20 protein-coding genes are annotated in these 21,871 nt (G+C 62.4%); 11 read left to right on the top strand and 9 right to left on the bottom strand.

Annotated features, from left to right (window positions below):
- Positions 1-103 precede the first annotated feature (103 nt).
- From IC609_RS02420 to hemA, 4 genes are all read right to left on the bottom strand, one after another.
- Positions 104-1,081, bottom strand: a complete 978-nt coding sequence (locus IC609_RS02420) for a tripartite tricarboxylate transporter substrate-binding protein (RefSeq protein ID WP_408611008.1) — start codon at positions 1,079-1,081, stop codon at positions 104-106.
- Between the two features lie 152 nt (positions 1,082-1,233).
- A complete protein-coding gene (prmC, locus tag IC609_RS02415; protein ID WP_191817851.1) occupies positions 1,234-2,076 on the bottom strand; it encodes a peptide chain release factor N(5)-glutamine methyltransferase in 843 nt (280 codons plus the stop codon).
- On the bottom strand, positions 2,073-3,173 hold the full coding sequence (gene prfA, locus IC609_RS02410; RefSeq protein WP_191817850.1) for a peptide chain release factor 1: 1,101 nt from the start codon (positions 3,171-3,173) through the stop codon (positions 2,073-2,075). The genes prmC and prfA overlap by 4 nt, the downstream gene beginning before the upstream one ends.
- An 83-nt stretch (positions 3,174-3,256) precedes the next feature.
- Positions 3,257-4,528 (bottom strand): glutamyl-tRNA reductase, encoded by a 1,272-nt coding sequence (gene hemA, locus IC609_RS02405; RefSeq protein WP_191817849.1) that lies wholly within the window; start codon positions 4,526-4,528, stop codon positions 3,257-3,259.
- 91 nt (positions 4,529-4,619) lie between these two features.
- On the opposite strand from hemA, the gene IC609_RS02400 reads away from it, so the two are divergent.
- Both IC609_RS02400 and IC609_RS02395 read left to right on the top strand, forming a co-directional pair.
- The gene (locus IC609_RS02400; RefSeq protein ID WP_191817848.1) at positions 4,620-4,895 is read left to right on the top strand and encodes a hypothetical protein; all 276 of its coding nucleotides are present in this window, start codon (positions 4,620-4,622) and stop codon (positions 4,893-4,895) included.
- A gap of 26 nt (positions 4,896-4,921) precedes the next feature.
- The gene (locus IC609_RS02395) at positions 4,922-5,899 is read left to right on the top strand and encodes a Bug family tripartite tricarboxylate transporter substrate binding protein (protein ID WP_191817847.1); all 978 of its coding nucleotides are present in this window, start codon (positions 4,922-4,924) and stop codon (positions 5,897-5,899) included.
- A 1-nt stretch (position 5,900) separates the two neighbouring features.
- Here the strand turns inward: IC609_RS02395 and ugpQ are convergent, their stop codons facing one another.
- The 5 genes from ugpQ to ugpB all read right to left on the bottom strand — a co-directional run bounded on the left by ugpQ (position 5,901) and on the right by ugpB (position 10,810).
- Entirely contained in the window at positions 5,901-6,674 is a 774-nt protein-coding gene (gene ugpQ, locus IC609_RS02390; protein ID WP_225223961.1) for a glycerophosphodiester phosphodiesterase, read from the bottom strand.
- Positions 6,646-7,656, bottom strand: a complete 1,011-nt coding sequence (gene ugpC, locus IC609_RS02385; protein WP_191817845.1) for a sn-glycerol-3-phosphate ABC transporter ATP-binding protein UgpC — start codon at positions 7,654-7,656, stop codon at positions 6,646-6,648. The genes ugpQ and ugpC overlap by 29 nt, the downstream gene beginning before the upstream one ends.
- Positions 7,656-8,510 (bottom strand): sn-glycerol-3-phosphate ABC transporter permease UgpE, encoded by an 855-nt coding sequence (ugpE, locus tag IC609_RS02380; RefSeq protein ID WP_191817844.1) that lies wholly within the window; start codon positions 8,508-8,510, stop codon positions 7,656-7,658. Before ugpE ends, ugpC begins: the two co-directional genes overlap by 1 nt.
- Positions 8,511-8,526: 16 nt before the next feature.
- On the bottom strand, positions 8,527-9,408 hold the full coding sequence (ugpA, locus tag IC609_RS02375) for a sn-glycerol-3-phosphate ABC transporter permease UgpA (protein ID WP_191817843.1): 882 nt from the start codon (positions 9,406-9,408) through the stop codon (positions 8,527-8,529).
- 97 nt (positions 9,409-9,505) lie between these two features.
- Complete coding sequence (ugpB, locus tag IC609_RS02370) at positions 9,506-10,810, bottom strand: sn-glycerol-3-phosphate ABC transporter substrate-binding protein UgpB (protein ID WP_191817842.1); 1,305 nt, start codon at positions 10,808-10,810, stop codon at positions 9,506-9,508.
- Positions 10,811-11,071: 261 nt separating this feature from the next.
- Here ugpB and IC609_RS02365 point away from each other — a divergent pair, with 261 nt between their 5' ends.
- From IC609_RS02365 to IC609_RS02325, 9 genes are all read left to right on the top strand, one after another.
- Positions 11,072-14,950, top strand: coding sequence for a DUF3683 domain-containing protein (locus tag IC609_RS02365; protein WP_191817841.1), 3,879 nt, complete (start codon positions 11,072-11,074; stop codon positions 14,948-14,950).
- 15 nt (positions 14,951-14,965) lie between these two features.
- Complete coding sequence (locus IC609_RS02360; protein ID WP_191817840.1) at positions 14,966-15,382, top strand: gamma-butyrobetaine hydroxylase-like domain-containing protein; 417 nt, start codon at positions 14,966-14,968, stop codon at positions 15,380-15,382.
- Positions 15,383-15,404: 22 nt separating this feature from the next.
- On the top strand, positions 15,405-16,136 hold the full coding sequence (gene ubiE, locus IC609_RS02355; RefSeq protein WP_191817839.1) for a bifunctional demethylmenaquinone methyltransferase/2-methoxy-6-polyprenyl-1,4-benzoquinol methylase UbiE: 732 nt from the start codon (positions 15,405-15,407) through the stop codon (positions 16,134-16,136).
- A 36-nt stretch (positions 16,137-16,172) separates the two neighbouring features.
- Positions 16,173-17,150, top strand: a complete 978-nt coding sequence (locus IC609_RS02350) for a Tim44 domain-containing protein (RefSeq protein WP_333473619.1) — start codon at positions 16,173-16,175, stop codon at positions 17,148-17,150.
- Positions 17,151-17,245: 95 nt separating this feature from the next.
- Positions 17,246-17,743 carry a hypothetical protein gene (locus IC609_RS02345; protein WP_225223960.1) on the top strand — a complete coding sequence of 166 codons (498 nt, stop codon included), beginning with the start codon at positions 17,246-17,248 and terminating at the stop codon, positions 17,741-17,743.
- Positions 17,740-19,308, top strand: coding sequence for a ubiquinone biosynthesis regulatory protein kinase UbiB (ubiB, locus tag IC609_RS02340; RefSeq protein ID WP_191817837.1), 1,569 nt, complete (start codon positions 17,740-17,742; stop codon positions 19,306-19,308). The genes IC609_RS02345 and ubiB overlap by 4 nt, the downstream gene beginning before the upstream one ends.
- Before the next feature lie 21 nt (positions 19,309-19,329).
- Positions 19,330-20,775, top strand: coding sequence for a sodium:solute symporter family protein (locus IC609_RS02335; protein ID WP_191817836.1), 1,446 nt, complete (start codon positions 19,330-19,332; stop codon positions 20,773-20,775).
- A gap of 81 nt (positions 20,776-20,856) precedes the next feature.
- On the top strand, positions 20,857-21,162 hold the full coding sequence (locus IC609_RS02330; protein ID WP_191817835.1) for an FmdB family zinc ribbon protein: 306 nt from the start codon (positions 20,857-20,859) through the stop codon (positions 21,160-21,162).
- Between the two features lie 30 nt (positions 21,163-21,192).
- A complete protein-coding gene (locus IC609_RS02325; RefSeq protein ID WP_191817834.1) occupies positions 21,193-21,861 on the top strand; it encodes a DUF502 domain-containing protein in 669 nt (222 codons plus the stop codon).
- Positions 21,862-21,871: the final 10 nt, after the last annotated feature.

The raw sequence follows: 21,871 nt of genomic DNA, 5'->3' as shown, positions 1-21,871 counted from the left end.
TATCCCTCTGATTGAAAGCCTGCACCGCGCTAAGGGGTCGTCGGCCGCGGGGACAATCGCAAGCCCCAGAGGGGAGGGCCTGCGATGGGGATCTGCAATAACCTCAGTCGGCGTAGACGCCCGCCGAGCGGATCACCGGGCCCCATTTGCCGATTTCAGACTGCAGCCAGCTGCGCAGGCCTTCAGAAGTCTGCTTGGCTTCCGGCACGATTTCGGCCCCCAGATCGGCCATGCGCGCGGTGAACGCAGGGTCTTTGAGACTGGTGCGGATGGCCGAACCCACTTTGTCGATCACGGCAGCGGGTGTGCCCTTGGGCGCGTAGACACCATGCCAGACAATGACCTCGAAATCCTTCATGCCGCTTTCGTGGAGCGTGAGGGCGTCGGGCAGGGCGCGGATGCGCTGTTTGGTGGTCACGCCGTACATGCGCACGGTGCCCGCCTTGATGTGCTGCGTGGTTTGGGTGGTTTGGTCACACAACAGATCCACCTGCCCGCCCAGCAAGGCGTTCATGGCAGGCGCGGTGCCTGAAAACGGCACCGTGGTCAGGTCCACCCCCAGCGCTTGCTGAAACAGCATGCCGCACAGATGCGACACCGCCCCCAGGCCCGCGTTGGCCAGGTTGATGTTCTTGGCGTTGGCTTTGACGTGGCTGCTCAGCTCCTGCAGGTTTTTGGCAGGCAGGTCCTTGCGGCCCAGCAAAGTCATGGGGACGTCCACGACCTGGCTGACGTACTCGAAGTCGGTCAGCGGGTTGTAGGGCAATTTGCGGTACAGCGCAGGCGCGGTCGACATGCCGTTGTGGTGGATCAGGAAGGTGTAACCATCGGGGTTGGCCTTGGCCACATAGGCAGCGGCCAGGGTGCCGCCAGCGCCGACCTTGTTTTCCACCAGCACGGTTTGGCCCAAGGACTTGCTCATGGTGGCCGCCAGCGTGCGCGCCACGATGTCGGTGGGGCCACCCGCCGCAAACGGCACCACCAGACTGATGGGCTTGCTGGGATAGGTTTGCGCGGCAGCCAAGCCGCAAGCCAGCACGCAGCTGGCGCTCACAAATGCTTTGATGAGTTTGCCGGGCATGAATTCCATGGTGTTTTTCCTGTTGCAAGGGAGTGACCTGAATCCACATGCTGGGGCAATTGCGCCTGTGGCGCATCGGGGAGAACACCGATGGGGCACGTCGCCTGTCGCCTGCGTGCCTGGGGCCCGCAGTGCGCAGGTCTGCCCCAGGGTCAGGTGTTTTTTGACTGGGCCAGGCGCCCGCCTGTGCAGCGTTCGGCGCCCGCCAGATCCCGGCGCGACTGCACCGATTCAAATCCGGCGCTCGCCAGCAGGGCCTGCACTGCCTGCGCCTGGTCCCAGCCGTGCTCCAGCAGCAGCCAGCCGCCCGGGGCCAAGTGGCTGGGGGCCTGGGCCACGATGTGTCGGATGTCATCCAGGCCATCTGCGCCACTGGTCAGGGCCTGCAGGGGCTCGTGCGTCAGGGCGGCCAGGTGCGGGTCGCTGTCAGCCACATACGGCGGGTTGGAAACGATCAATTCAAACGTGCCAGGTACAGCGGCCATCCAGTCGCTTTGCACAAAGCGCACAGGCAGGTTCAATCGTTGGGCGTTGGCGCTGGCCACAGTCAGGGCGTCGGCACTGGCGTCCACGGCGGTCACGCTACAGCTGGGGCGCTGGTGTTGCAGAGCCAGGGCCACGGCGCCGCTGCCCGTGCCCAGGTCCAGCACGCGTTGGGTGCAACCCTCGGGCAGCAGGTCCAGGGCCCATTCCACCAGCGTTTCGGTGTCGGGGCGCGGGTCGAGCACACGGGCGTCCACCTGCAGCCGCAAGCCAAAGAACTCTTTGAACCCGGTGATGTAGGCGATGGGTTCGCCCGCCAGGCGCCGTTGCAGCAAAGCTTCGAGCTGGGTCTGCACCTCGGCAGGCAAGGCGTCGCGATCGTGGGCCAGCAGCCAGGCACGGTCATGCGGCTCACGCCCCAGCGCATGCAGGTGCAGCAGCTGTGCATCGATGCGCGCCAGCCCCAGCATTTGGGCTTGCTGCAGGCTTTGGGCCAGGGTGATGGGGGTCATGCCACGCCGCCAATCTCCAGCTCAGCCAGCTGCTCGGCCTGGCGCGCGGCCTGCAGGGCATCGATCACGTCTTTCAGATCGCCTTCCATGATGAAGGGCAGCTTGTAGAGCGTGAGGTTGATGCGGTGGTCGGTGCAGCGGCCCTGCGGGAAGTTGTAAGTGCGGATGCGGTCCGAGCGGTCGCCGCTGCCGATCAGGCCCTTGCGCAGGGCCGCGTCCTTGGCGGCGCGTTCGGCCCGGTCTTTTTCCTGGATGCGGGCGGTCAACACCTTGAGGGCCTGGGCCTTATTGCTGTGCTGGCTGCGGCCGTCCTGGCACTCGGCCACGATGCCGGTGGGCAAGTGCGTGATGCGCACGGCCGAGTCGGTCTTGTTGATGTGCTGGCCACCCGCACCGCTGGCGCGGTAGGTGTCGATGCGCAAGTCCGATGGGTTGATCTTGATCGCCTCGGCTTCATCGGGCTCGGCCAGCACCGCCACGGTGCAGGCGCTGGTGTGGATGCGGCCTTGCGTCTCGGTGGCGGGCACGCGCTGCACCCGGTGGCCGCCCGACTCGAACTTGAGCGCGCCGTAAACGTTGTCGCCCTCGACGCGGAGCACCACTTCCTTGTAGCCCCCCAACTCGCTGGGCGACTCGGACAGCAGCTCCGTCTTCCAGCCCTGGGCCTGGGCGTAGCGGGTGTACATGCGCAGCAGATCACCTGCAAACAAAGCCGACTCGTCGCCTCCGGTTCCGGCGCGGATTTCCAGATACGCCGGACGGGCATCTTGCGGGTCTTTGGGCAGCAACATGCGCTGCAGCTCGGCGGCCAGCTCGGTCAGTTCGTGTTCGGCCGAGGTGATTTCTTCGCCCGCCATGGCGTGCATCTCATCGCTCTCGGGCAGCTCGGCCTGCATCTGGCGGGCTTCGCGCAGGTCGGCGCTTCGCTGCTGGTAGCGGGCGTAGCGGCTGGCCACGGCGGCCACGTCGGCGTGTTCACGCGAAAGCTTCATGAACTGGCCCATGTCGGCCATGATGTCTTCGCGCGAGAGCAAAAAGTCCAGCTCGGCCAGGCGTTCGGCGTAGCGTTCGAGTTGCTGGATCAAAAAAGGTTTCAAGGCAAGGCACTCACAAGGAACGGGACAGGTGCCACGCGAGGTTGGCACAGCGGCAGGGCACAGGCGCATGGCCTGTGGTGGCGCTAACGCTCCTGGCGCAAGAAGAGCCGCTGTACCGTCTGCACGGTCTGCTCGCGGTGCTCGGGGTCGGCACTGCGCAACTCAGCCATCGCGCCGTGCAGCATTTTTTGGGTCAGGCCGCGCGACAAGGATTCGAGCACCGCCTCAGGGCTGTCGCCCTTGGCCAGCAGCTTGCGGGCACGGGCCAGTTCGGCTTCACGCCAGGCATCGGCCTGCTCCTGCAGTTGCTGGATCACGGGCACCGTGCCGCGTTGGCCCAGCCAGTGCTTGAAGCTCTGCACCCCTGCGTCGATGATCACTTCGGCCTCGGCCACAGCCGCCTGGCGCTGGGCTTGCCCGGCCTGCACCACGCTGGCCAGGTCGTCCACGGTGTAGAGGTAAACATCGTCCAGCGACTTCACCTCGGGTTCGATGTCGCGTGGCACCGCCAGATCGACCATGAACATGGGGCGGTGCTTGCGTTGTTTGAGGGCCCGCTCCACCGTTCCCAGACCGATCAAAGGCAAGGTGCTGGCGGTGCAGCTGATGACCGCGTCGAATTCGTGCAGGCGCGAGGGCAGGTCGGACAGGCGCATGACCTCGCCACCAAAACGGCCCGCCAGCTTTTCGCCTCGTTCCATGGTGCGGTTGGCAATCGCCATCGATTTGGGGTTCTTGGCCGCAAAGTGGGTCACCACCAGCTCGATCATCTCGCCCGCGCCCACAAACAGCACGCGTATGTCTTTCAGGTCTTCAAACAGCTGGCTGGCCAGCCGCACCGAGGCGGCGGCCATGCTGATCGAATGGGCCCCGATTTCGGTGGAGCTGCGCACCTCTTTGGCCACCGCAAAGCTGCGCTGGAACAACTGGTTGAGCGTGGTGCCCAGAGCTCCCGCGTTTTCGGCAGCGCGCACGGCGTCCTTGAGTTGACCCAGGATCTGCGCCTCGCCCAGCACCATGGAGTCCAGCCCGCTGGCCACGCGGAAAGCGTGGCGGGCCACTTCATCGCCTTCGAGCAGGTAAGTGTGCGACTGCAGCTCTTGCGGGGTCACACCGCCCGTTTGGGCCAGCCAGCGCAAGGTGTCGGCGGTGGCGGCCTGGTCTGCGGCGCAGTAAATTTCGGTGCGGTTGCAGGTCGAGAGGATGGCCGCTTCGGGGGGCTGCGAAGTCTGGCTGGCCAGATCGCTGCGCAAGGCGCTGAGGGTGGGCGTGAGCTGGTCCAAGGCAAAGGCAAACCGGCCGCGCAAATCCAGCGGCGCGGTCGTGTGATTCAAGCCCAGGGTCCAGACAGCCATGCGCTGGATTATAGAAACCCCCTAGAAGAAGGCCCTCCGACAGGCGGTTGGCGCAAGGCACAATGCCCTATCCGTGTTTTGACCTGTCTGTATGACCCTTTGGCAATTGGTTTTGCATTTGTTCAACTTCGTGCTGCCCGCATTCGCCATGGCACTGTTCATGCCCGGTGCGGGGCGCTGGGTCATGGGGCCCGGCGGCACGCCTTGGGGACGGCGCATGGTGGTCCATGCCGTGCTGGGTTTGCTGGTGCTGGTGGCAGGCCTGGTGCTGCAGGGCCATGACGGAAAAATGAGCACTTACTTTGCATTGATTTTTCTGGCCGCCACGGCCGAATGGGCCATGCACCGTGGTTGGACACGCCGATGAAGGGGCTGAACATGAGGATGCTTTCGATGAAAAACGCCATCTACCGGGGTTTGTTGACTTGTGTCTGTGTGGCTTTGGCTGGGCTGAGCAGTTCTGCCGCTTGGGCCTTTCCGACCAAACCCATCCGCATCGTCATGGGCTTTCCGGCGGGCGGGCCGCTGGACCAGCATGCGCGCATCCTGTCGGACCGCCTGCAGGCCCAGCTCGGGCAGCCGGTCATCATCGACTACAAGTCAGGTGCTGGCGGCACGGTGGGCGCCCAGGAAGTCATGAAAGCCCCCGCAGATGGTCACACCCTCATGCTGGCCAACACCGGAGTGATGGTCATCAACCCGGCGCTCTACAGCAAGTTGCCCTACAACACGCTGCGTGACTTTGTGCCGGTGGCGCGCACGGCCATGCAGCCCCTGGCCTTTTTGGTCAACCCCAAGGTGCCTGTGAGCTCCTTGCCCGAGTTCATCCAGTACGCCAAGGCCCGCCCTGGGCAGATCAATTACGGCTCGGCCGGCAATGGCGGCAGCAGTCACCTGGTGCCCGAGATGTTCAAGTCGGCCACAGGCGTGTTCATGGTGCACATCCCTTACCGGGGCAGTGCGCCTGCCTTCACCGACCTGATGGCGGGGCAAGTCCAATTCATGGCCGAGAGCATTCCGCAAGCCGCCCAGTACCACAAGCAGGGCAAGGTGCGGGCCTTGGCCGTGACCAGTCGGGAACGCAGCCCGGCCTTGCCCGATGTGCCCACGGCCATCGAATCCGGATTGAAAAACTTCGAGGTGGTCGGTTTCTACGGTTTCCTGGCTCCCGCAGGCACACCGAAAGATGTGGTGAGCAAACTCAGTGACGCATTCAAGGCGGTGCTGGCACAGCCCGACATCAGGTCGCGCATGGTGTCTCAGGGGGCTGATCCGGCGTTTCTGGGGGCAGACGACTTTGCCAAATTCCTGGCGGCCGAGATGCCCCGCTGGGCCGACGTGGTTCAGAAGTCGGGCGCCAAGCTCGACTGATTCAGTCCGGGCTGAACAGGTCCACCCGGTCTGTGATGATGCCGTCGGTGCCCAGCGCCAGCAGGTGTTGTGCGGCCCACTCGTCGTTGACGGTGTAGCTCAGGCACCGCATGCCTGCCCCGTGGACCTGGGCCACGGTGGTGGCGTCCCACAGGGCATAGTTGGCGACCACCGCCACGCAGCCGAGTTCTTGGGCTTTGAGAAACCAGCCATCCCACAGCGTGTCCACCAGCAGCCCACGGGGTAACTTGGGGGCCGCTGCTTGTGCGGCAGCCAGGGCGTCGGGTTTAAACGAGGTCAGCAGTGGCGGCACTTTGGCGCCTTGCCACAGTTGTTCGGCCAGACGTGCAACCGCGTCGCCCGTCGCCGCTTCGGCGCCCGGGGTGGGCTTGATCTCGATGTTGAGCAGGTAGCGGTTGGCCAGGCAAAAGCGTGCCAGGGCTTCGAGGGTGGGTAAAGGCTCGCCCGCAAAGGCGCGTGAATGCCAACTGCCAGCGTCCAGTTGTGAAAGCGCCTGCCAGGAAAGATCGCCACCGATGCCGTGGCCGTTGGTGGTGCGTTCCAGCGCGGCGTCGTGCATCAGAAATACCACACCGTCGGCGCTGAGTTTGGCATCGCATTCGAACATGCGGTAGCCGTGCTCGGCCCCCAGCCGGAAGGCGGCCAGGGTGTTTTCGGGGGCGAGTTTGCCCGCGCCTCGGTGGGCGATCCAGCGGGGGTAGGGCCAGTACTGCATGCTGTGCGATTCAGGCGATGCGTTTTTGGGTGTGCGCATCGAACCAGTGCACACGGTCTGCGCGGGGGGTGGCGTGGAAGGTGGTGCCCGGTTGTGGCGCGGGCAGCGACTCGTCCAGCCGCAGTGTGAGGGTTTCGTCGCCCAGACGGGCGTGCACCAAACGCTCGGCACCCAGCAGCTCCACCGTGTCCACAGACAGCGTCCAGCCACCGGAAGGCGTGATGTCCAAGTGCTCGGGCCGGATGCCCAGAATTTGCCCGTCGGGCGTGCCCGGTGCGCGCTGGAGCAAGTTCATGGGCGGCGAGCCGATGAAGCTGGCCACAAAGGTGCTGGCCGGGCGGTTGTAGACCTCTTCGGGCGTGCCGAACTGCTCCATGTGGCCGCCGTTCATCACGATCATGCGCTGGGCCAGGGTCATGGCTTCCACCTGGTCGTGCGTCACAAACAGGCTGGTGATGCCCAATTCGCGGTGCAGCTTCTGGATCTCCAGCCGGGTCTGGGCGCGCAGCTTGGCGTCGAGGTTGGACAGCGGCTCGTCAAACAGGAAGACCTGCGGCTGGCGCACGATGGCGCGGCCCATGGCCACGCGCTGACGCTGGCCACCTGACAACTCACGGGGCTTGCGCTGCAGCAGGTGGCTCAGTTCGAGAATGCCAGCCGCCTTGTCCACGCGTGCCTTGATTTCTTCGGCCGGGCGCTTGGCGATCTTCAGGCCGTAGGCCATGTTGTCGAACACGCTCATGTGCGGGTACAGCGCGTAGTTCTGGAACACCATGGCGATGTCGCGCTCGGCCGGTTCCAGGTCATTCACCACGCGTTCGCCAATCGAGATCGTGCCGCCCGAGATGTCTTCCAGGCCCGCCACCATGCGCAGCAAGGTGGATTTGCCGCAACCCGAGGGCCCGACGATGACCACAAACTCGCCGTCAGCGATGCTCGCGTTCAGGTCGTGGATGACGGTGTTGGCCTTGGCGCCAGTGCCGTAGGTTTTGAGGATGTGGGAGAGGGTGATGGAGGCCATTACTTTTCCGTGTCTACCAGGCCCTTGACGAACCATTTTTGCATCAGGACCACGACCAGTGCCGGGGGCAGCATGGCCAGGATGGCCGCGGCCATGACCACGTTCCATTCGGTCCAGGACTCGCCTGAAATCAGGCGCTTGATGCCCAGCACGACGGGGTACATGTCTTCGTTGGTGGTCACCAGCAGCGGCCACAGGTACTGGTTCCAGCCATAAATGAACTGGATCACGAACAGTGCTGCGATGTTGGTGGCCGACAGCGGCAGCAGCACGTCTTTGAAAAAGCGCATGGGCCCCGCGCCGTCGATGCGGGCCGCTTCCACCAGCTCGTCGGGCACTGTCAAAAAGAACTGGCGAAACAAGAAGGTGGCTGTGGCCGAGGCGATCAGGGGCACTGTGAGGCCTGCAAAGCTGTTGAGCAGGCCCAGTCCCGCAACCACTTCGTAGGTGGGGCTGATGCGCACCTCGACCGGCAGCATCAGGGTGACAAAAATCATCCAGAACACCAAGTTGCGCAGCGGGAAGCGGAAATACACGATGGCAAAGGCCGACAGCAGCGAAATCGCGATCTTGCCGATCGAGATGATGAGTGCACTGACCAGGCTGATCTTCATCATGGGCAGCATGGCCGGCAAGGGGCTGCCCTGTGAGTTGTCTCCACCCAGCAATGTGAGTTTGTAGGTTTCCCAGAAGTGGCTGCCTGGCGCCATGGACATGGGCACGCTCTGGTTGATTTCCTGCGCGGTCTGGGTGGACCCCACAAAGGTCAAGTACAACGGAAAAGCCACCACCGCCACCCCGATCAACAAGACCAGATGGCGAAGGATCTGCAGGCCGGGGCGTCGTTCGATCATGTCAGGCTCCCGGACATCAGTACTGGACTTTCTTTTCCACAAAGCGGAACTGCACCACCGTCAGCGCCACCACAATGCCCATCAGCACCACCGACTGGGCGGCGGAGCTGCCCATGTCCAGTGCCTTGAAGCCGTCGTAGTACACCTTGTAGACCAGAATGGCGGTGTCTTTGCCCGGACCGCCGTGGGTGGTGGCGTCTACGATGGCGAAGGTGTCAAAGAAGGCGTAAACGATGTTGATCACCAGCAAAAAGAAAGTGGTGGGCGACAACAGCGGGAACACGATGGTCCAAAAACGCCGCCAGGGTCCGGCACCGTCGATGGCTGCCGCTTCGATCAGCGATTTGGGAATCGACTGCAGCCCCGCCAGAAAAAACAGGAAGTTATAGGAAATCTGCTTCCAAACGGCGGCCATCACGATCAGCGCCATCGCGTGGTCGGCGTTGAGCAGGTGGTTCCACTCCACCCCCATGGCACGCAAAGCGTAGGCGACCACCCCCATCGGCGAGGCGAACATGAACAACCACAGCACGCCCGCCACGGCCGGGGCCACAGCGTAGGGCCAAATCAGCAGGGTTTTGTAGAGTCCGGCACCCCGGCCCACGCGGTCAGCCATGGTGGCCAGCAGCAGTGATACCGACAGGCCACATACCGCGACCAGAATGGAGAACACCGCCGTCGTCTTGAACGAGGCCAGGTAGCTGGCGTCGTTCCACAGGTGCGCAAAGTTGTCCAGGCCCACAAACTCTCGGCTGCCGCCAAAGGCGTCTTCTTGCAGCACACTCTGGTAGAGCGCTTGCGCAGCGGGCCAGAAAAAGAACACCAGCACGATGCCCAACTGCGGTGTGATCAGCAGCCAGGGCAGCCAGCGGGATTTGAAACGGACGCGTTTTTCCATAAATGCTTTGAAAGTCACCCCGGTATGGCCAAAAGCAGAAGCCTGAGCCTCTGCTTTGCCGATGAAGGGCGACCGGGGCGGCGGTCAGCGCCTGAGCTTACTTGTTGGCTTTTTCGAAGCGTTCGAGCTGTTCGTTGCCGCGTTTGATGGCCATGTCCAGAGCTTCTTTGGTGCCTTTTTTGCCGCTCCAGACGCCTTCGAGTTCCTCGTCAATGATGGTGCGGATTTGCACAAAGTTGCCCAACCGCACCCCACGCGACTTGTCGGTGGTCTTGCGGATCATCTGGGTGACCGACACATCGGTGCCAGGGTTCTTTTTGTAGAAACCGGACTTTTCGGTCAGCTCAAAAGAGGCCTTGGTGACAGGCAGATAGCCTGTGCGTTGGTGGCTGGCAGCAGCCACATCGGCTTTGGAGAGGTGGGCGAAGAACTGTGCCACGCCTTTGTACTCGGGGGCTTTTTTGCCGTTCATCACCCACAGGCTCGCACCGCCGATCACGGTGTTTTGTGGTGCGCCGTCTACATCAGGGTAGTAAGGCAGGGTGCCAATGCCGTAGCCAAATTTGCCGTTGCGCACCACGCTGCCGTAGAGCGCTGAGGAGCCGGTGGCCATGGCGCACTCGCCCGAGACAAAGGTGGCGTCGGCTGCATTGCCCCGGCCCTTGTAGACGAACAGACCTTGCTTGGCCATGTTGGCCAGGTTGTCGATGTGGCGCACATGCAGCGGGGTGTTGAAGCTCAGTCGTGCGTCCATGCCGCGCATGCCGTTGCCCTTGGTGGCGAATTCGGTGTTGTGCCAGGCCGAGAAGCTTTCCAGCTGCGTCCAGCTGATCCAGCTGGTGGTGAAGGGGCACTTGTGGCCGCTGGCCTTGAGCTTGGCGGCAGCCAGAGCCACTTCAGGCCAGGTGGTGGGCGGGGTGTTGGGGTCCAGTCCGGCGGCCTTGAAAGCATCTTTGTTGTAGTGGAAGACGGGCGTGGAGCTGTTGAATGGGAAGCTCAGCATTTGGCCGTTGGGGGCGGTGTAGTAACCGGCCACAGCAGGCACATAGGCGTTTTGGTCAAATTTCAAGCCCGCGTCGGTCATGACTTTGCCTACGGGCACGATGGCGCCTTTGCTGGCCATCATGGTGGCGGTGCCCACTTCGAACACCTGCAGGATGTGGGGAGCATTGCCCGCACGGTAGGCGGCGATCGCGGCGGTCATGGACTCGTCGTAGCTGCCCTTGAAGGTCGGCACGATTTTGTAGTCTTTTTGGCTGGCGTTGAAGTCTTTGGCCAGATCGTTGACCCACTCGCCCAGGGCGCCGCCCATGGAGTGCCACCACTGGATCTCAGTCTGGGCTTGGGCGGAGAGGCTGGCCAGGCCCAGGGCCAAGGCAGAAAGGGTGAGCTTGAGTTTCATCGCGGTTCCTGAATAAGAGAAAGGGAAGTGCCTGATTTGCCTAAAAAATAGGCAATTGCAGACGGGCACTTTGGCACCTGAACATGTCAAAAGCATTAAACCGGCGTGACTTTACCGCGACAACCCGGGGTTTCCATGACCCGAGACCTCTGGGCGACAGGTGCCCCCACCCCCGGCGTGTGTTTGTTGCACTGCGGTAACATTCAGCCTCAGCCGGGTTGACGCCTCTGTCCGGGTCTGGCTGATCGCGCCTTATCCCCTATGAATGCACCCACCACGCTCCAACATTTGATGCAAGCCGACGCCGATGCGCCGCGCCTGCGCGAGATCCCTTACAACTACACGAGCTTCTCTGACCGCGAAATCGTGGTTCGCCTGTTGGGTGAAAAAGCCTGGGATCTGCTCAACCAGCTGCGCCAGGAGCGCCGCACAGGCCGTTCGGCCCGCATGCTGTATGAAGTGCTGGGCGACATCTGGGTGGTCGACCGCAACCCTTATTTGCAGGACGATTTGCTGGACAACCCTGGTCGCCGCAAACTGCTGGTGGACGCCCTGCAGCACCGCTTGGGCGAGGTGCAAAAACGCCGCACGCCCGATGTGGATACCTCCCGCGACGCCCTGGTGGGGGCTTTGCTGGACCTGGCCGGGCAGGCCGTGGCCCAGTTCAACGAACGCTTTGCCAACCGCGCCAAGCTGCGCAGCCAGGTGCAAAAGACCCTGGGGCGCCTCACGGCCAAGGACAACATCAAGTTCGACGGCCTCTCGCGTGTGAGCCATGTGACCGACGCCACCGACTGGCGCGTCGAGTACCCCTTTGTGGTGCTGACCCCCGACTCCGAAGCCGAAATGGCGGGCCTGGTCAAAGGCTGCATCGACCTGGGCCTGACCATCGTCCCGCGCGGCGGCGGCACGGGCTATACCGGGGGCGCGATCCCGCTGACCTGGAAGAGCGCGGTCATCAACACCGAAAAGCTCGAAGCCATGACCGAGGTCGAAATGGTCGACCTGCCTGGCATCGCGCACAAGATCCCGACCATTTACACCGAAGCCGGTGTGGTGACCCAGCGCGTGGCCGATGCCGCCGAGCGCGGCGGTTTTGTCTTTGCCGTCGACCCGACTTCGGCCGAAGCCTCCTGCATTGGCGGCAACATCGCCATGAACGCGGGCGGCAAAAAGGCGGTTTTGTGGGGTACGGCGCTCGACAACCTGGCCAGCTGGCGCATGGTGACGCCCGACGCCGAATGGCTGGACGTGGTGCGCATGGACCACAACATGGGCAAGATCCACGACGCCGAAGTGGCCACCTTTGAGCTGCGTTACTTCAAAGCCGATGGCAAGACCCCGATCCGCACCGAAACCCTGGTGATCCCGGGCAAGACTTTCCGCAAGGAAGGCCTGGGCAAGGACGTGACCGACAAGTTCCTCTCGGGCCTGCCCGGCGTGCAAAAGGAAGGCTGTGACGGCCTGATCACCAGCGCCCGCTGGGTCGTGCACCGCATGCCCGAGCACACCCGCACCGTCTGCCTGGAGTTCTTTGGCCATGCCCGCAATGCTGTGCCCAGCATCGTCGAGATCAAAGACTTCATGTTCGCCGAGCAAAAGCGCACCGGCACCGTGATGGCCGGTCTGGAGCACCTGGACGACCGCTACCTGCGGGCCGTGGGTTACTCCACCAAATCCAAGCGTGGCGGCTTTCCCAAGATGGTGCTGATCGGTGACATCGCCGGTGACAACGCCGACGACGTGGCCAAGGCGACCAGCGAGATCGTGCGCATCGCCAATTCGCGCAGCGGCGAAGGCTTCATCGCCATCAGTCCCGAAGCGCGCAAAAAGTTCTGGCATGACCGCAAAAAGACGGCCGCCATCTCGCGCCACACCAACGCCTTCAAGGTCAATGAAGACGTGGTGATTCCGTTGCCGCGCATGGCCGAGTACACCGATGGCATCGAGCGCATCAACATCGAGCTCTCCCTGCGCAACAAGCTCAAGTTCTGTGCCGAGCTGGAGAGCTTTCTGGAGCGCGGCAACCTGCCCCTGGGCAAGCAAGACGACGTCAACGAAATCGCTTCGGCCGAGTTGCTGGAAGACCGTGTGGCGCAGGCCCTGGCCGTGGTGCGCGAGGTGCGCGATCAGTGGCAAGGCTGGCTGACGCAGGTGGACGCGCTGTTTCCCCAGTTGCAAGACCACAGCTTGCGCGCCAGCTGGAAAATGCAGATCCGTCCGGCTTTGCAAAACATCTTCTCCGGCTCGGCTTTCCAGCCGATCCTGGCCGAAGTCACCGCCATCCACCAGCGTGTGCTCAAGGGCCGCGTTTGGGTGGCGCTGCACATGCACGCCGGTGACGGCAATGTGCACACCAACATCCCCGTGAACAGCGACAACTACGAGATGCTGCAGACCGCCCACGAAGCGGTGGCACGCATCATGGTGCTGGCGCGCAGCCTGGACGGCGTGATTTCGGGTGAGCACGGCATCGGCATCACCAAGCTGGAGTTTTTGACGGACGCCGAGTTGGCCAACTTCTCTGCTTACAAAGCCAAGGTTGATCCACAAGGGCGCTTCAACAAAGGCAAGCTGCTGCGCGGCGCGGCCCTGACTGGCTTGGGTGACGATGTGCACGCGGCCGACCTGACGCACGCCTACACGCCCAGCTTTGGCTTGATGGGCCACGAGTCGTTGATCATGCAGCAGTCGGACATTGGCGAGATCGCCGCCAGCGTCAAGGACTGCTTGCGCTGCGGCAAGTGCAAGCCTGTGTGCTCGACCCATGTGCCGCGTGCCAATTTGCTCTACAGCCCACGCAACAAAATCCTTGCCACCTCTTTGCTGGTAGAAGCCTTCCTGTACGAAGAGCAGACCCGCCGTGGCGTGTCGATCAAGCACTGGCAAGAGTTTGAAGACGTGGCCGACCACTGCACCGTGTGCCACAAGTGCCTGACGCCTTGCCCGGTGAACATCGATTTTGGCGATGTGTCCATGAACATGCGCAACCTGCTGCGCAAGATGGGGCAAAAGAGCTTCCGGCCCGGCAACGCCGCAGCCATGTTCATGCTCAACGCCACCAACCCCGAGACCATCAAGCTCGCGCGTGCCGCCATGGTGGGGGTGGGCATGCGGGCGCAGCGTTTTGCGGCCGGTCTGCTCAAGGGCATCGCTCGCAAGCAGACCAGTGCGCCGCCCGCCACCGTGGGTGCTGCGCCCATCAAGGAGCAGGTGATCCACTTCATCAACAAGAAGATGCCGGGCAACCTGCCCAAGAAGACCGCGCGCGCATTGCTCGACATCGAGAACAACGATTACGTGCCCATCATCCGTGACCCCAAGTCCACCACATCGGAAACCGAAGCGGTCTTCTACTTCCCAGGTTGCGGCTCCGAGCGCCTCTTCAGCCAGGTGGGCCTGGCCACCCAGGCCATGCTGTGGCACGCAGGTGTGCAGACCGTTCTGCCGCCAGGTTACCTGTGCTGCGGTTACCCGCAAAAAGGCTCGGGCCAGTTCGACAAGGCCGAGAAGATCATCACCGACAACCGCGTGCTGTTCCACCGCGTGGCCAACACACTCAACTACCTCGACATCAAGACCGTGGTGGTGAGTTGCGGCACCTGCTACGACCAGTTGCAGGGCTACGAGTTCGACAAGATCTTCCCAGGCTGCCGCATCGTGGATATCCACGAATACCTGCTCGAAAAAGGCATCAAGCTCGAATCGCAGGGGGCCTACCTGTACCACGACCCTTGCCACACACCGATGAAGCTGCAAGAGCCGATGAAGACGGTCAAAGGCCTGCTGGGCGACCAGGTGTTGAAGTCTGACCGCTGCTGCGGCGAATCTGGCACGCTGGGGGTGACCCGCCCGGACATTTCCACGCAAGTGCGCTTTCGCAAGGAAGAAGAGATCCGCAAGGGCGAAGCCGCTTTGCGCGCCAGCGGTGCAGTTGGGGCCAAAGACAATGTCAAGATCCTGACCAGTTGCCCCAGCTGCCTGCAAGGTCTGTCGCGCTATGGCGATGACTTGCAAAACGGCCTGCTCGAAGCTGACTACATCGTGGTCGAGATGGCCAAGCACATCCTGGGCGAAAACTGGATGCCCGAGTACGTCAGCGCAGCGAACGCCGGTGGCATTGAGCGCGTCCTGGTTTAACGCAGAAAGCACCCCATGGCCGGTTTGAAAAAAGACACCCCCACGCCCGAGTCCTTGACCGTGCACGGCCAAAGCCGCGTGCTGGAAGTGGGTTTTTCCGATGGGGCGCAGTTCCGCATCCCGTTCGAGCTGATGCGCATTTACTCGCCCTCGGCCGAAGTCCAGGGCCACGGCCCGGGTCAGGAGGTGCTGCAAACAGGCAAGCGCCAGGTGACCTTGCTCGACATCGAACCCGTGGGCAATTACGCCGTCAAGCCGACCTTCTCGGACGGCCACGACTCGGGTCTGTTCACCTGGGAGTACCTGTACTTCCTGGGTGATCAGCAAACTGCCTTGTGGCAGCAGTACGAAGAGCGCCTGCAAGCGGCAGGCGCAGACCGCGACGCCCCCATGCCCGAAAAAGGCGGCAGCAGCTGCGGTCACAACCACTGAATTTCAGATCAGAAGGGTCGCCATGAGCACCACCCATTTCGGTTTCAAAACCGTCGACGAAAAAGAAAAAGCCAAGCATGTCCGCGGCGTGTTTGACTCGGTCGCATCGAAATACGATGTGATGAACGACCTCATGTCGATGGGTCTGCACCGCGTCTGGAAGGCCTACACCGTGCAGGTGGCCAACCTCAAGGAAGGCGATCAGGTGCTCGACATCGCGGGCGGTACGGGTGACTTGTCGATGGCGTTTGCCAAAAAGGTCGGCACCACAGGCCGTGTGGTGCACACCGACATCAACGAGGCCATGCTCAGCACAGGTCGCGACCGCTTGCTCGACCACGGCCTGGCGTTGCCAACGCTGGTGTGCGATGCCGAGAAGCTGCCTTTTCCGGGCAACCATTTCAATGTGGTGAGCGTGGCTTTTGGCCTGCGCAATATGACACACAAGGATGTGGCTTTGGCCGAGATGTGCCGTGTGCTCCAGCCTGGCGGCAAGCTGCTGGTGCTGGAGTTTTCCAAAGTGGCCAAGCCGCTGGAAAAAATCTACGACTGGTACAGCTTCAAGATCCTGCCGCACATGGGGCAGTTGGTGGCGGGTGATGCCGACAGTTACCGCTACTTGGCCGAGTCGATTCGCATGCATCCGGACCAGGAGTCACTGAAAACCCTTATGAAAAAGGCCGGATTTGGGCATGTGGATTTTCACAATTTGTCGGCTGGGGTGGTAGCCTTGCACGTCGGAATCAAATGTTGATGCCCGATTCGTGAATTTTTTGCCATTGGAGACACTGTGAACAAGTTCCTGACCCTGATGCTCGCTGCCATTCTGGCTCTGGGCAGCCTCAACGCCGAAGCCGCCCGCCGTCTTGGCGGAGGCAAATCCATGGGCCAGCAGTCTGGTCAGGTGACGCAGCGCGAAGCCGTTCGCCCGCAGGCTCCTGTCGCACCTGCACAACAAGCGGCACCTGTGGCACCCAAGCCTGCCCCCGCTGCAGCAGCACCGACCAAGAAGCCTTGGGGTGCCATGCTCGGCGGTCTGGCAGCAGGTCTGGGTCTGGCTTGGTTGGCGCATTCCCTGGGCATGGGTGAAGCTTTCGGCAATGTGCTGATGTTCATCCTGATCGGCGTGGCCGTGATGGCATTGATCGGCATGTTCATGCGCCGCCGCCAGGGTACCGCTTCCACGGGCGGGCTGGCCTATCAGGGTGCTGGCGCCACAGCGGATCAACCTGCCAGCTTCAAGCAGTACAACCCCGAAAAAGTCGGCAACGACGCTTCGGCTCGCCCTTGGGAGAGCCATGACACCCGTTTTGACAGCGCAGCGCCGACCCAGACGGGTTCCATGATCGGTGCGGGTTTGCAGGGCAACCAAGGCTGGGGCATTCCCTCAGACTTTGACGTGGCAGGTTTTGTGGATGCGGCCAAGCGCAACTTCGTGACTTTGCAGGATGCCTGGGACCGCTCCGACATCGCCACGCTGCGCTCGATGATGACCGACACCATGGTCGGCGAAATCCGCAGCCAGCTCGCCGAGCGCGAGGCCCAGTTCCCTGGCCAGCCCAACAAGACCGAAGTGGTCATGCTCGAAGCCCAGCTGCTGGGCATCGAAGAGCTGACCGACACCTACATGGCCAGTGTGGAGTTCAATGGCATGATCCGCGAAGACGCGTCTGCAGGTCCGAGCCCCTTCCGCGAAGTCTGGAACATGACCAAGCCCAAGCAAGGCGGCAGCGGCTGGTTGGTGGCAGGCGTTCAGGCGCTGCAATAAACCCAAAGCGCCCGTGTGGGCGCTGCTTTCGGGAATAATCGGGGACTATGGCAACACAGTCCCCTTTTTCTTGGGCCGCTCAGGCTCTGCCGCAGATGGCGGTCCATTTTCAGCCTCCCGCCTGGGTGGTGGATGAGACCCTCAACCGCTTGGTGCTCTTCCTCAACCACGTGTTGATGAGCGAGCCTGAGGCCTGTCAGCGCCTGGCTCGCCAAAAAGGCCAACGCATCGAAATCGTCTGGCAAGCCATGAAGTTGCAACTGCAACCCACAGCCGCAGGGCTGCTGGAGCGTGCGGCGTTTGAGGGTTTTGATCTGCGCCTGACGGCCACCCAGGACTCGCCGCTGGACATTGTTGCGGCATTGGCACGCGGAGACAAACCCAAAGTCCGCATCGAAGGCGATGTGCAGCTGGCCGCCGAAATCAACTGGCTGATCGACCATGTCCGTTGGGATGCCGAGGAAGACCTGGCCCGACTGGTGGGCGATGCGCCCGCGCACACCCTGGCGCAATTTGCCCGCAAAGCCATGGAGGCCTTGCGCAGTTTTGTGGCGCAGCGCGCCCCGGGTACGTCGGTGGGTGCTGCCGTATGAGCCGCCTGGGCCGGGGGGCTTTCATCGTCTTCATCGTCCTGCGCTACGGCCTGGACGAATTGGTGCTCTCCAGCTTTCAAAAGCCCTGGATCCGCCTGCTGGCCCGCATCTTGTCGGTGGGGCGCGACCTGAGGTCGCCCCGTGCGGTGCGTCTGCGCGAAGCGCTGGAACGCCTGGGTCCGATTTTTGTGAAGTTCGGCCAAGTGCTCTCCACCCGGCGCGACCTGCTGCCGCCAGACATTGCCGATGAGTTGGCCAAGCTGCAGGACCGCGTGCCGCCATTCAGTTCGGAGGTGGCCGTGGCGACCATCGAGCGGGCATTTCGCCAACCGGTGGACACCATTTTTGAAAGCTTTGACCGCCAGCCGGTGGCCAGTGCCTCCATCGCACAGGTGCACTTTGCCACCTTGCGCAGCAAATCGGGCCAGTTGCGCGAAGTGGCCGTCAAGGTGCTGCGCCCGGGCATGCTGCCCGTGATCCAGAAAGACCTCAGCCTCATGCGCATGATGGCCGGCTGGGTCGAGAACCTGAGCGCCGACGGCAAGCGCCTCAAACCTCGCGAGGTGGTGGCCGAGTTCGACAAATATCTCAACGACGAGCTGGACCTGGTGCGCGAAGCGTCGAATGCCGCGCAACTGCGCCGCAACATGGAAGGGCTCGATCTGGTGCTGATCCCCGAGATGATCTGGGATTACTGCCACAACGAAGTGCTGGTGATGGAGCGCATGCACGGCGTGCCCATCAGCCATGTGGACCGCCTGCGCGAAGCGGGTGTGGACATCCCCAAGCTGGCGCGCGATGGTGTGACCCTGTTTTTCACGCAGGTGTTTCGCGATGGCTTTTTCCATGCCGACATGCACCCGGGCAACATCCAGGTCAGCCTCGCACCCGACACTTTTGGCCGCTACATCTCCTTGGACTTTGGCATCGTCGGCACGCTGACCGAATTTGACAAGGAATACCTGGCGCAAAACTTCACGGCTTTCTTCCGCCGCGATTACAAGCGTGTGGCCGAGCTGCACATTGAGTCGGGTTGGGTGCCTGCCGACACGCGGGTCGATGAACTTGAAGCGGCCATCCGCGCCGTGTGCGAGCCTTACTTTGACCGCCCGCTCAAAGAAATTTCGTTGGGCATGGTGCTGATGCGCCTGTTCCAGACCTCGCGCCGTTTTCATGTCGAGATCCAGCCGCAGCTGGTGCTGCTGCAAAAGACCTTGCTCAACATCGAAGGGCTGGGTCGCCAGCTCGACCCCGAGCTGGACTTGTGGAGCACGGCCAAGCCTTTCCTCGAAAAATGGATGCTGGACCAGATCGGGCCCAAAAAACTGTGGGAAGAACTCAAGGCGCAAGCGCCGCAGTACGCCAAGCTGCTGCCTCAATTGCCGCGCCTGTTGAACGATTACCTCAAGCACCCGCAGCACAACGACCGCAAGCAACTGGACTTGTTGCTCGCTGAACAGCGGCGCACCAACAGCCTGCTGCAGATCCTGCTGTACCTGGCCATGGGCTTTGTGCTGAGCTTGCTCTTGCTGCAAATGTGGGCCCATGTGCAGCTGTACCTTTGATTTTGGAGCTGAAGAACTGCCATGCTGCTCACCCTTGTGATTGCCTACCTGCTGGTGACCATCGCGATCGGTCTGGTCGCGGCCAAGCGGGTCAACAACTCGGCTGACTTCGCGATTGCCGGTCGGCATCTGCCGATCAGCATGATCATCACCACCACCTTTGCCACCTGGTTCGGCTCGGAGACGGTGCTGGGCATCCCGGCCAAGTTCGTCAACAACGGCCTGGGCAGCGTGGTTGAAGACCCGTTTGGTGCGGGCAGCTGCCTGATTCTGGTGGGTTTGTTCTTTGCGGCCAAGCTCTACCGCATGAGCCTGCTGACCATCAGCGACTATTTCCGCGAGCGCTATGGCCGCAGCGTCGAGGTCATCTGCTCGCTCATCATCATGGTCAGCTACCTGGGCTGGGTGTCGGCGCAGGTCACGGCGCTGGGGCTGGTGTTCAATGTGTTGTCTGACGGTGTGGTCAGCATGCCTGTGGGCATGGCCATCGGGGTGGTGTCCATCCTGGCCTACACCTTGTTTGGTGGCATGTGGTCGGTGGCCATCACCGACTTCATCCAGATGATCATCCTGGTCGTCGGGCTGGCCGTCCTGGCGGTGTTTGCGGGGCACCAGGCGGGTGGGGCCGACAAGGTGCTGGCGCTGGCCGTGAGCCAGGACATGTTCAAGTTCTGGCCTGAGCCCAACTTCCATGACATCGTGTTCTTCCTTGCTGCCGCCATCACCATCATGCTCGGCTCGATCCCGCAGCAGGACGTGTTTCAGCGCGTGATGTCGGCCAACAGCGAATTTGCGGCCACCCGTGGCCCGGTCATTGGCGGGGTGTTTTACATCCTGTTCGCCTTTGTGCCCATGTTCCTGGTGGTCAGCGCCATGATCATCATGCCCGAGCAGGCCGCGCAACTGATCGCCGAAGACCCGCAAAAAGTTCTGCCCACCTTGGTGATGCAAAAAATGCCTTTCATCATGCAGGTGCTGTTTTTTGGGGCCTTGCTCTCGGCCATCAAGTCCTGCGCCTCGGCCACCCTGCTGGCGCCCAGCGTGACTTTTACCGAGAACATCTGGCGCCAGTTCCACCCCCACCAGTCTGACAAGCAGGAGCTGCGGGCCATGCGGGTCACTGTGCTGGTGTTCAGCGCTGTGGTGCTGGCGTATGCCATCGCCATGCAGGGCACCTCAATCTACGAAATGGTGTCGGGCGCCTACCAGGTCACCCTGGTCGGGGCTTTCGTGCCCTTGGCTTTCGGGCTGTACTGGCCCCGGGCGACCACACAGGGGGCCTTGTTCGCCATCGTGCTGGGCCTGCTGACCTGGCTGCTGTTTATGCTCACCCCGGCGGGCGAGCAGTTCCCGGCCCAGCTGGCGGGTGTTCTGGCCAGTCTGTCGGGCATGCTGATCGGCTCTTTGGGTCCCCAGGCCATTCGCAACCAGCATGCCTCGCACCACAAATTGGCTGGCGAGGCCTGAGCCCAGCAGCCGGGGCTTGAAAGGGCGGCCCCCGCCTATAATTGAAGGTTTTGTATTTACGACGTTTCAAGAGCCCTCAACATGCCCATTTACGCCTACAAGTGTGAGTCCTGCGGACATGCCAAGGATGTCTTGCAAAAGATCTCCGACGCCCCTCTGACCGATTGCCCGGCCTGTGGAGCGCCCAAGTTCAGCAAGCAGCTGAGCGCCCCGGGCTTCCAGCTCAAGGGTTCGGGTTGGTACGCCACCGACTTCAAGGGCGGCGGCGGTGTCACGGGTGCTGCGGCGGCCTCTGCCCCGGCCACCGAATCGTCGTCTCCTGCCGCCGAGGCTTCTGCTTCGTCCGATGCTGCAGGGGGCTGTGGTGCTTCCTGTGCCTGCCATTGATGGTCTGATCGGCCACTTTTGATTGCCCCCATGAAACAACGCAGCTTCAAACAGTACTTCATCACCGGTCTGCTGGTGTGGCTGCCCATGGGCATCACGGTCTGGGTCCTGATGTGGCTGGTGGGCTTGCTCGATAGCATCTTCCTGGCCGTTTTGTACGCGGCCGACGCCCTGATCCCGGGCATGCATACCCTGGCCGAGGTGTTGCGCGGCGTGCCGGGCTTGGGCGTGATCCTTGTGGCCATCGTGATTTTTGCCACGGGTGTCTTTGTGGCCAACATCTTTGGCCAGTGGTGGTTGCGTCAGTGGGACAACCTGATGAACCGCATCCCGGTGGTGCGTTCCATCTACACCAGCGTCAAGCAGGTGGCCGACACGCTGTTTTCGGGCAGCGGCAATGCGTTTTCCAAAGCCCTGCTGGTGCAGTACCCCCGCCAGGGTGCCTGGACCATCGCCTTTTTGACCGGAACCCCCGGCGGTGAAGTGGCCCAGCACTTTCCGCAGCCCATGGTCAGCGTTTACGTGCCCACCACACCCAACCCGACATCGGGCTTCTTTTTGATGATGCCCAAGGCCGACGTGATCGAGCTCGACATGTCGGTCGACGACGCCCTTAAATACATCATCTCGATGGGGGTGGTGGTGCCCGGTGGGCCTGACACCTTGCCCGCAGCGAAAGCTGTTTCTGAAAATTTGTGAAACTGTCGGT

It is taken from the genome of Limnohabitans radicicola (assembly GCF_014837235.1).
In the GTDB taxonomy this organism is placed as follows: domain Bacteria; phylum Pseudomonadota; class Gammaproteobacteria; order Burkholderiales; family Burkholderiaceae_C; genus Limnohabitans_A; species Limnohabitans_A radicicola.
Note: the sequence above shows the minus strand (reverse complement) of the source record. Positions and strands in the feature narration are given on the sequence as shown.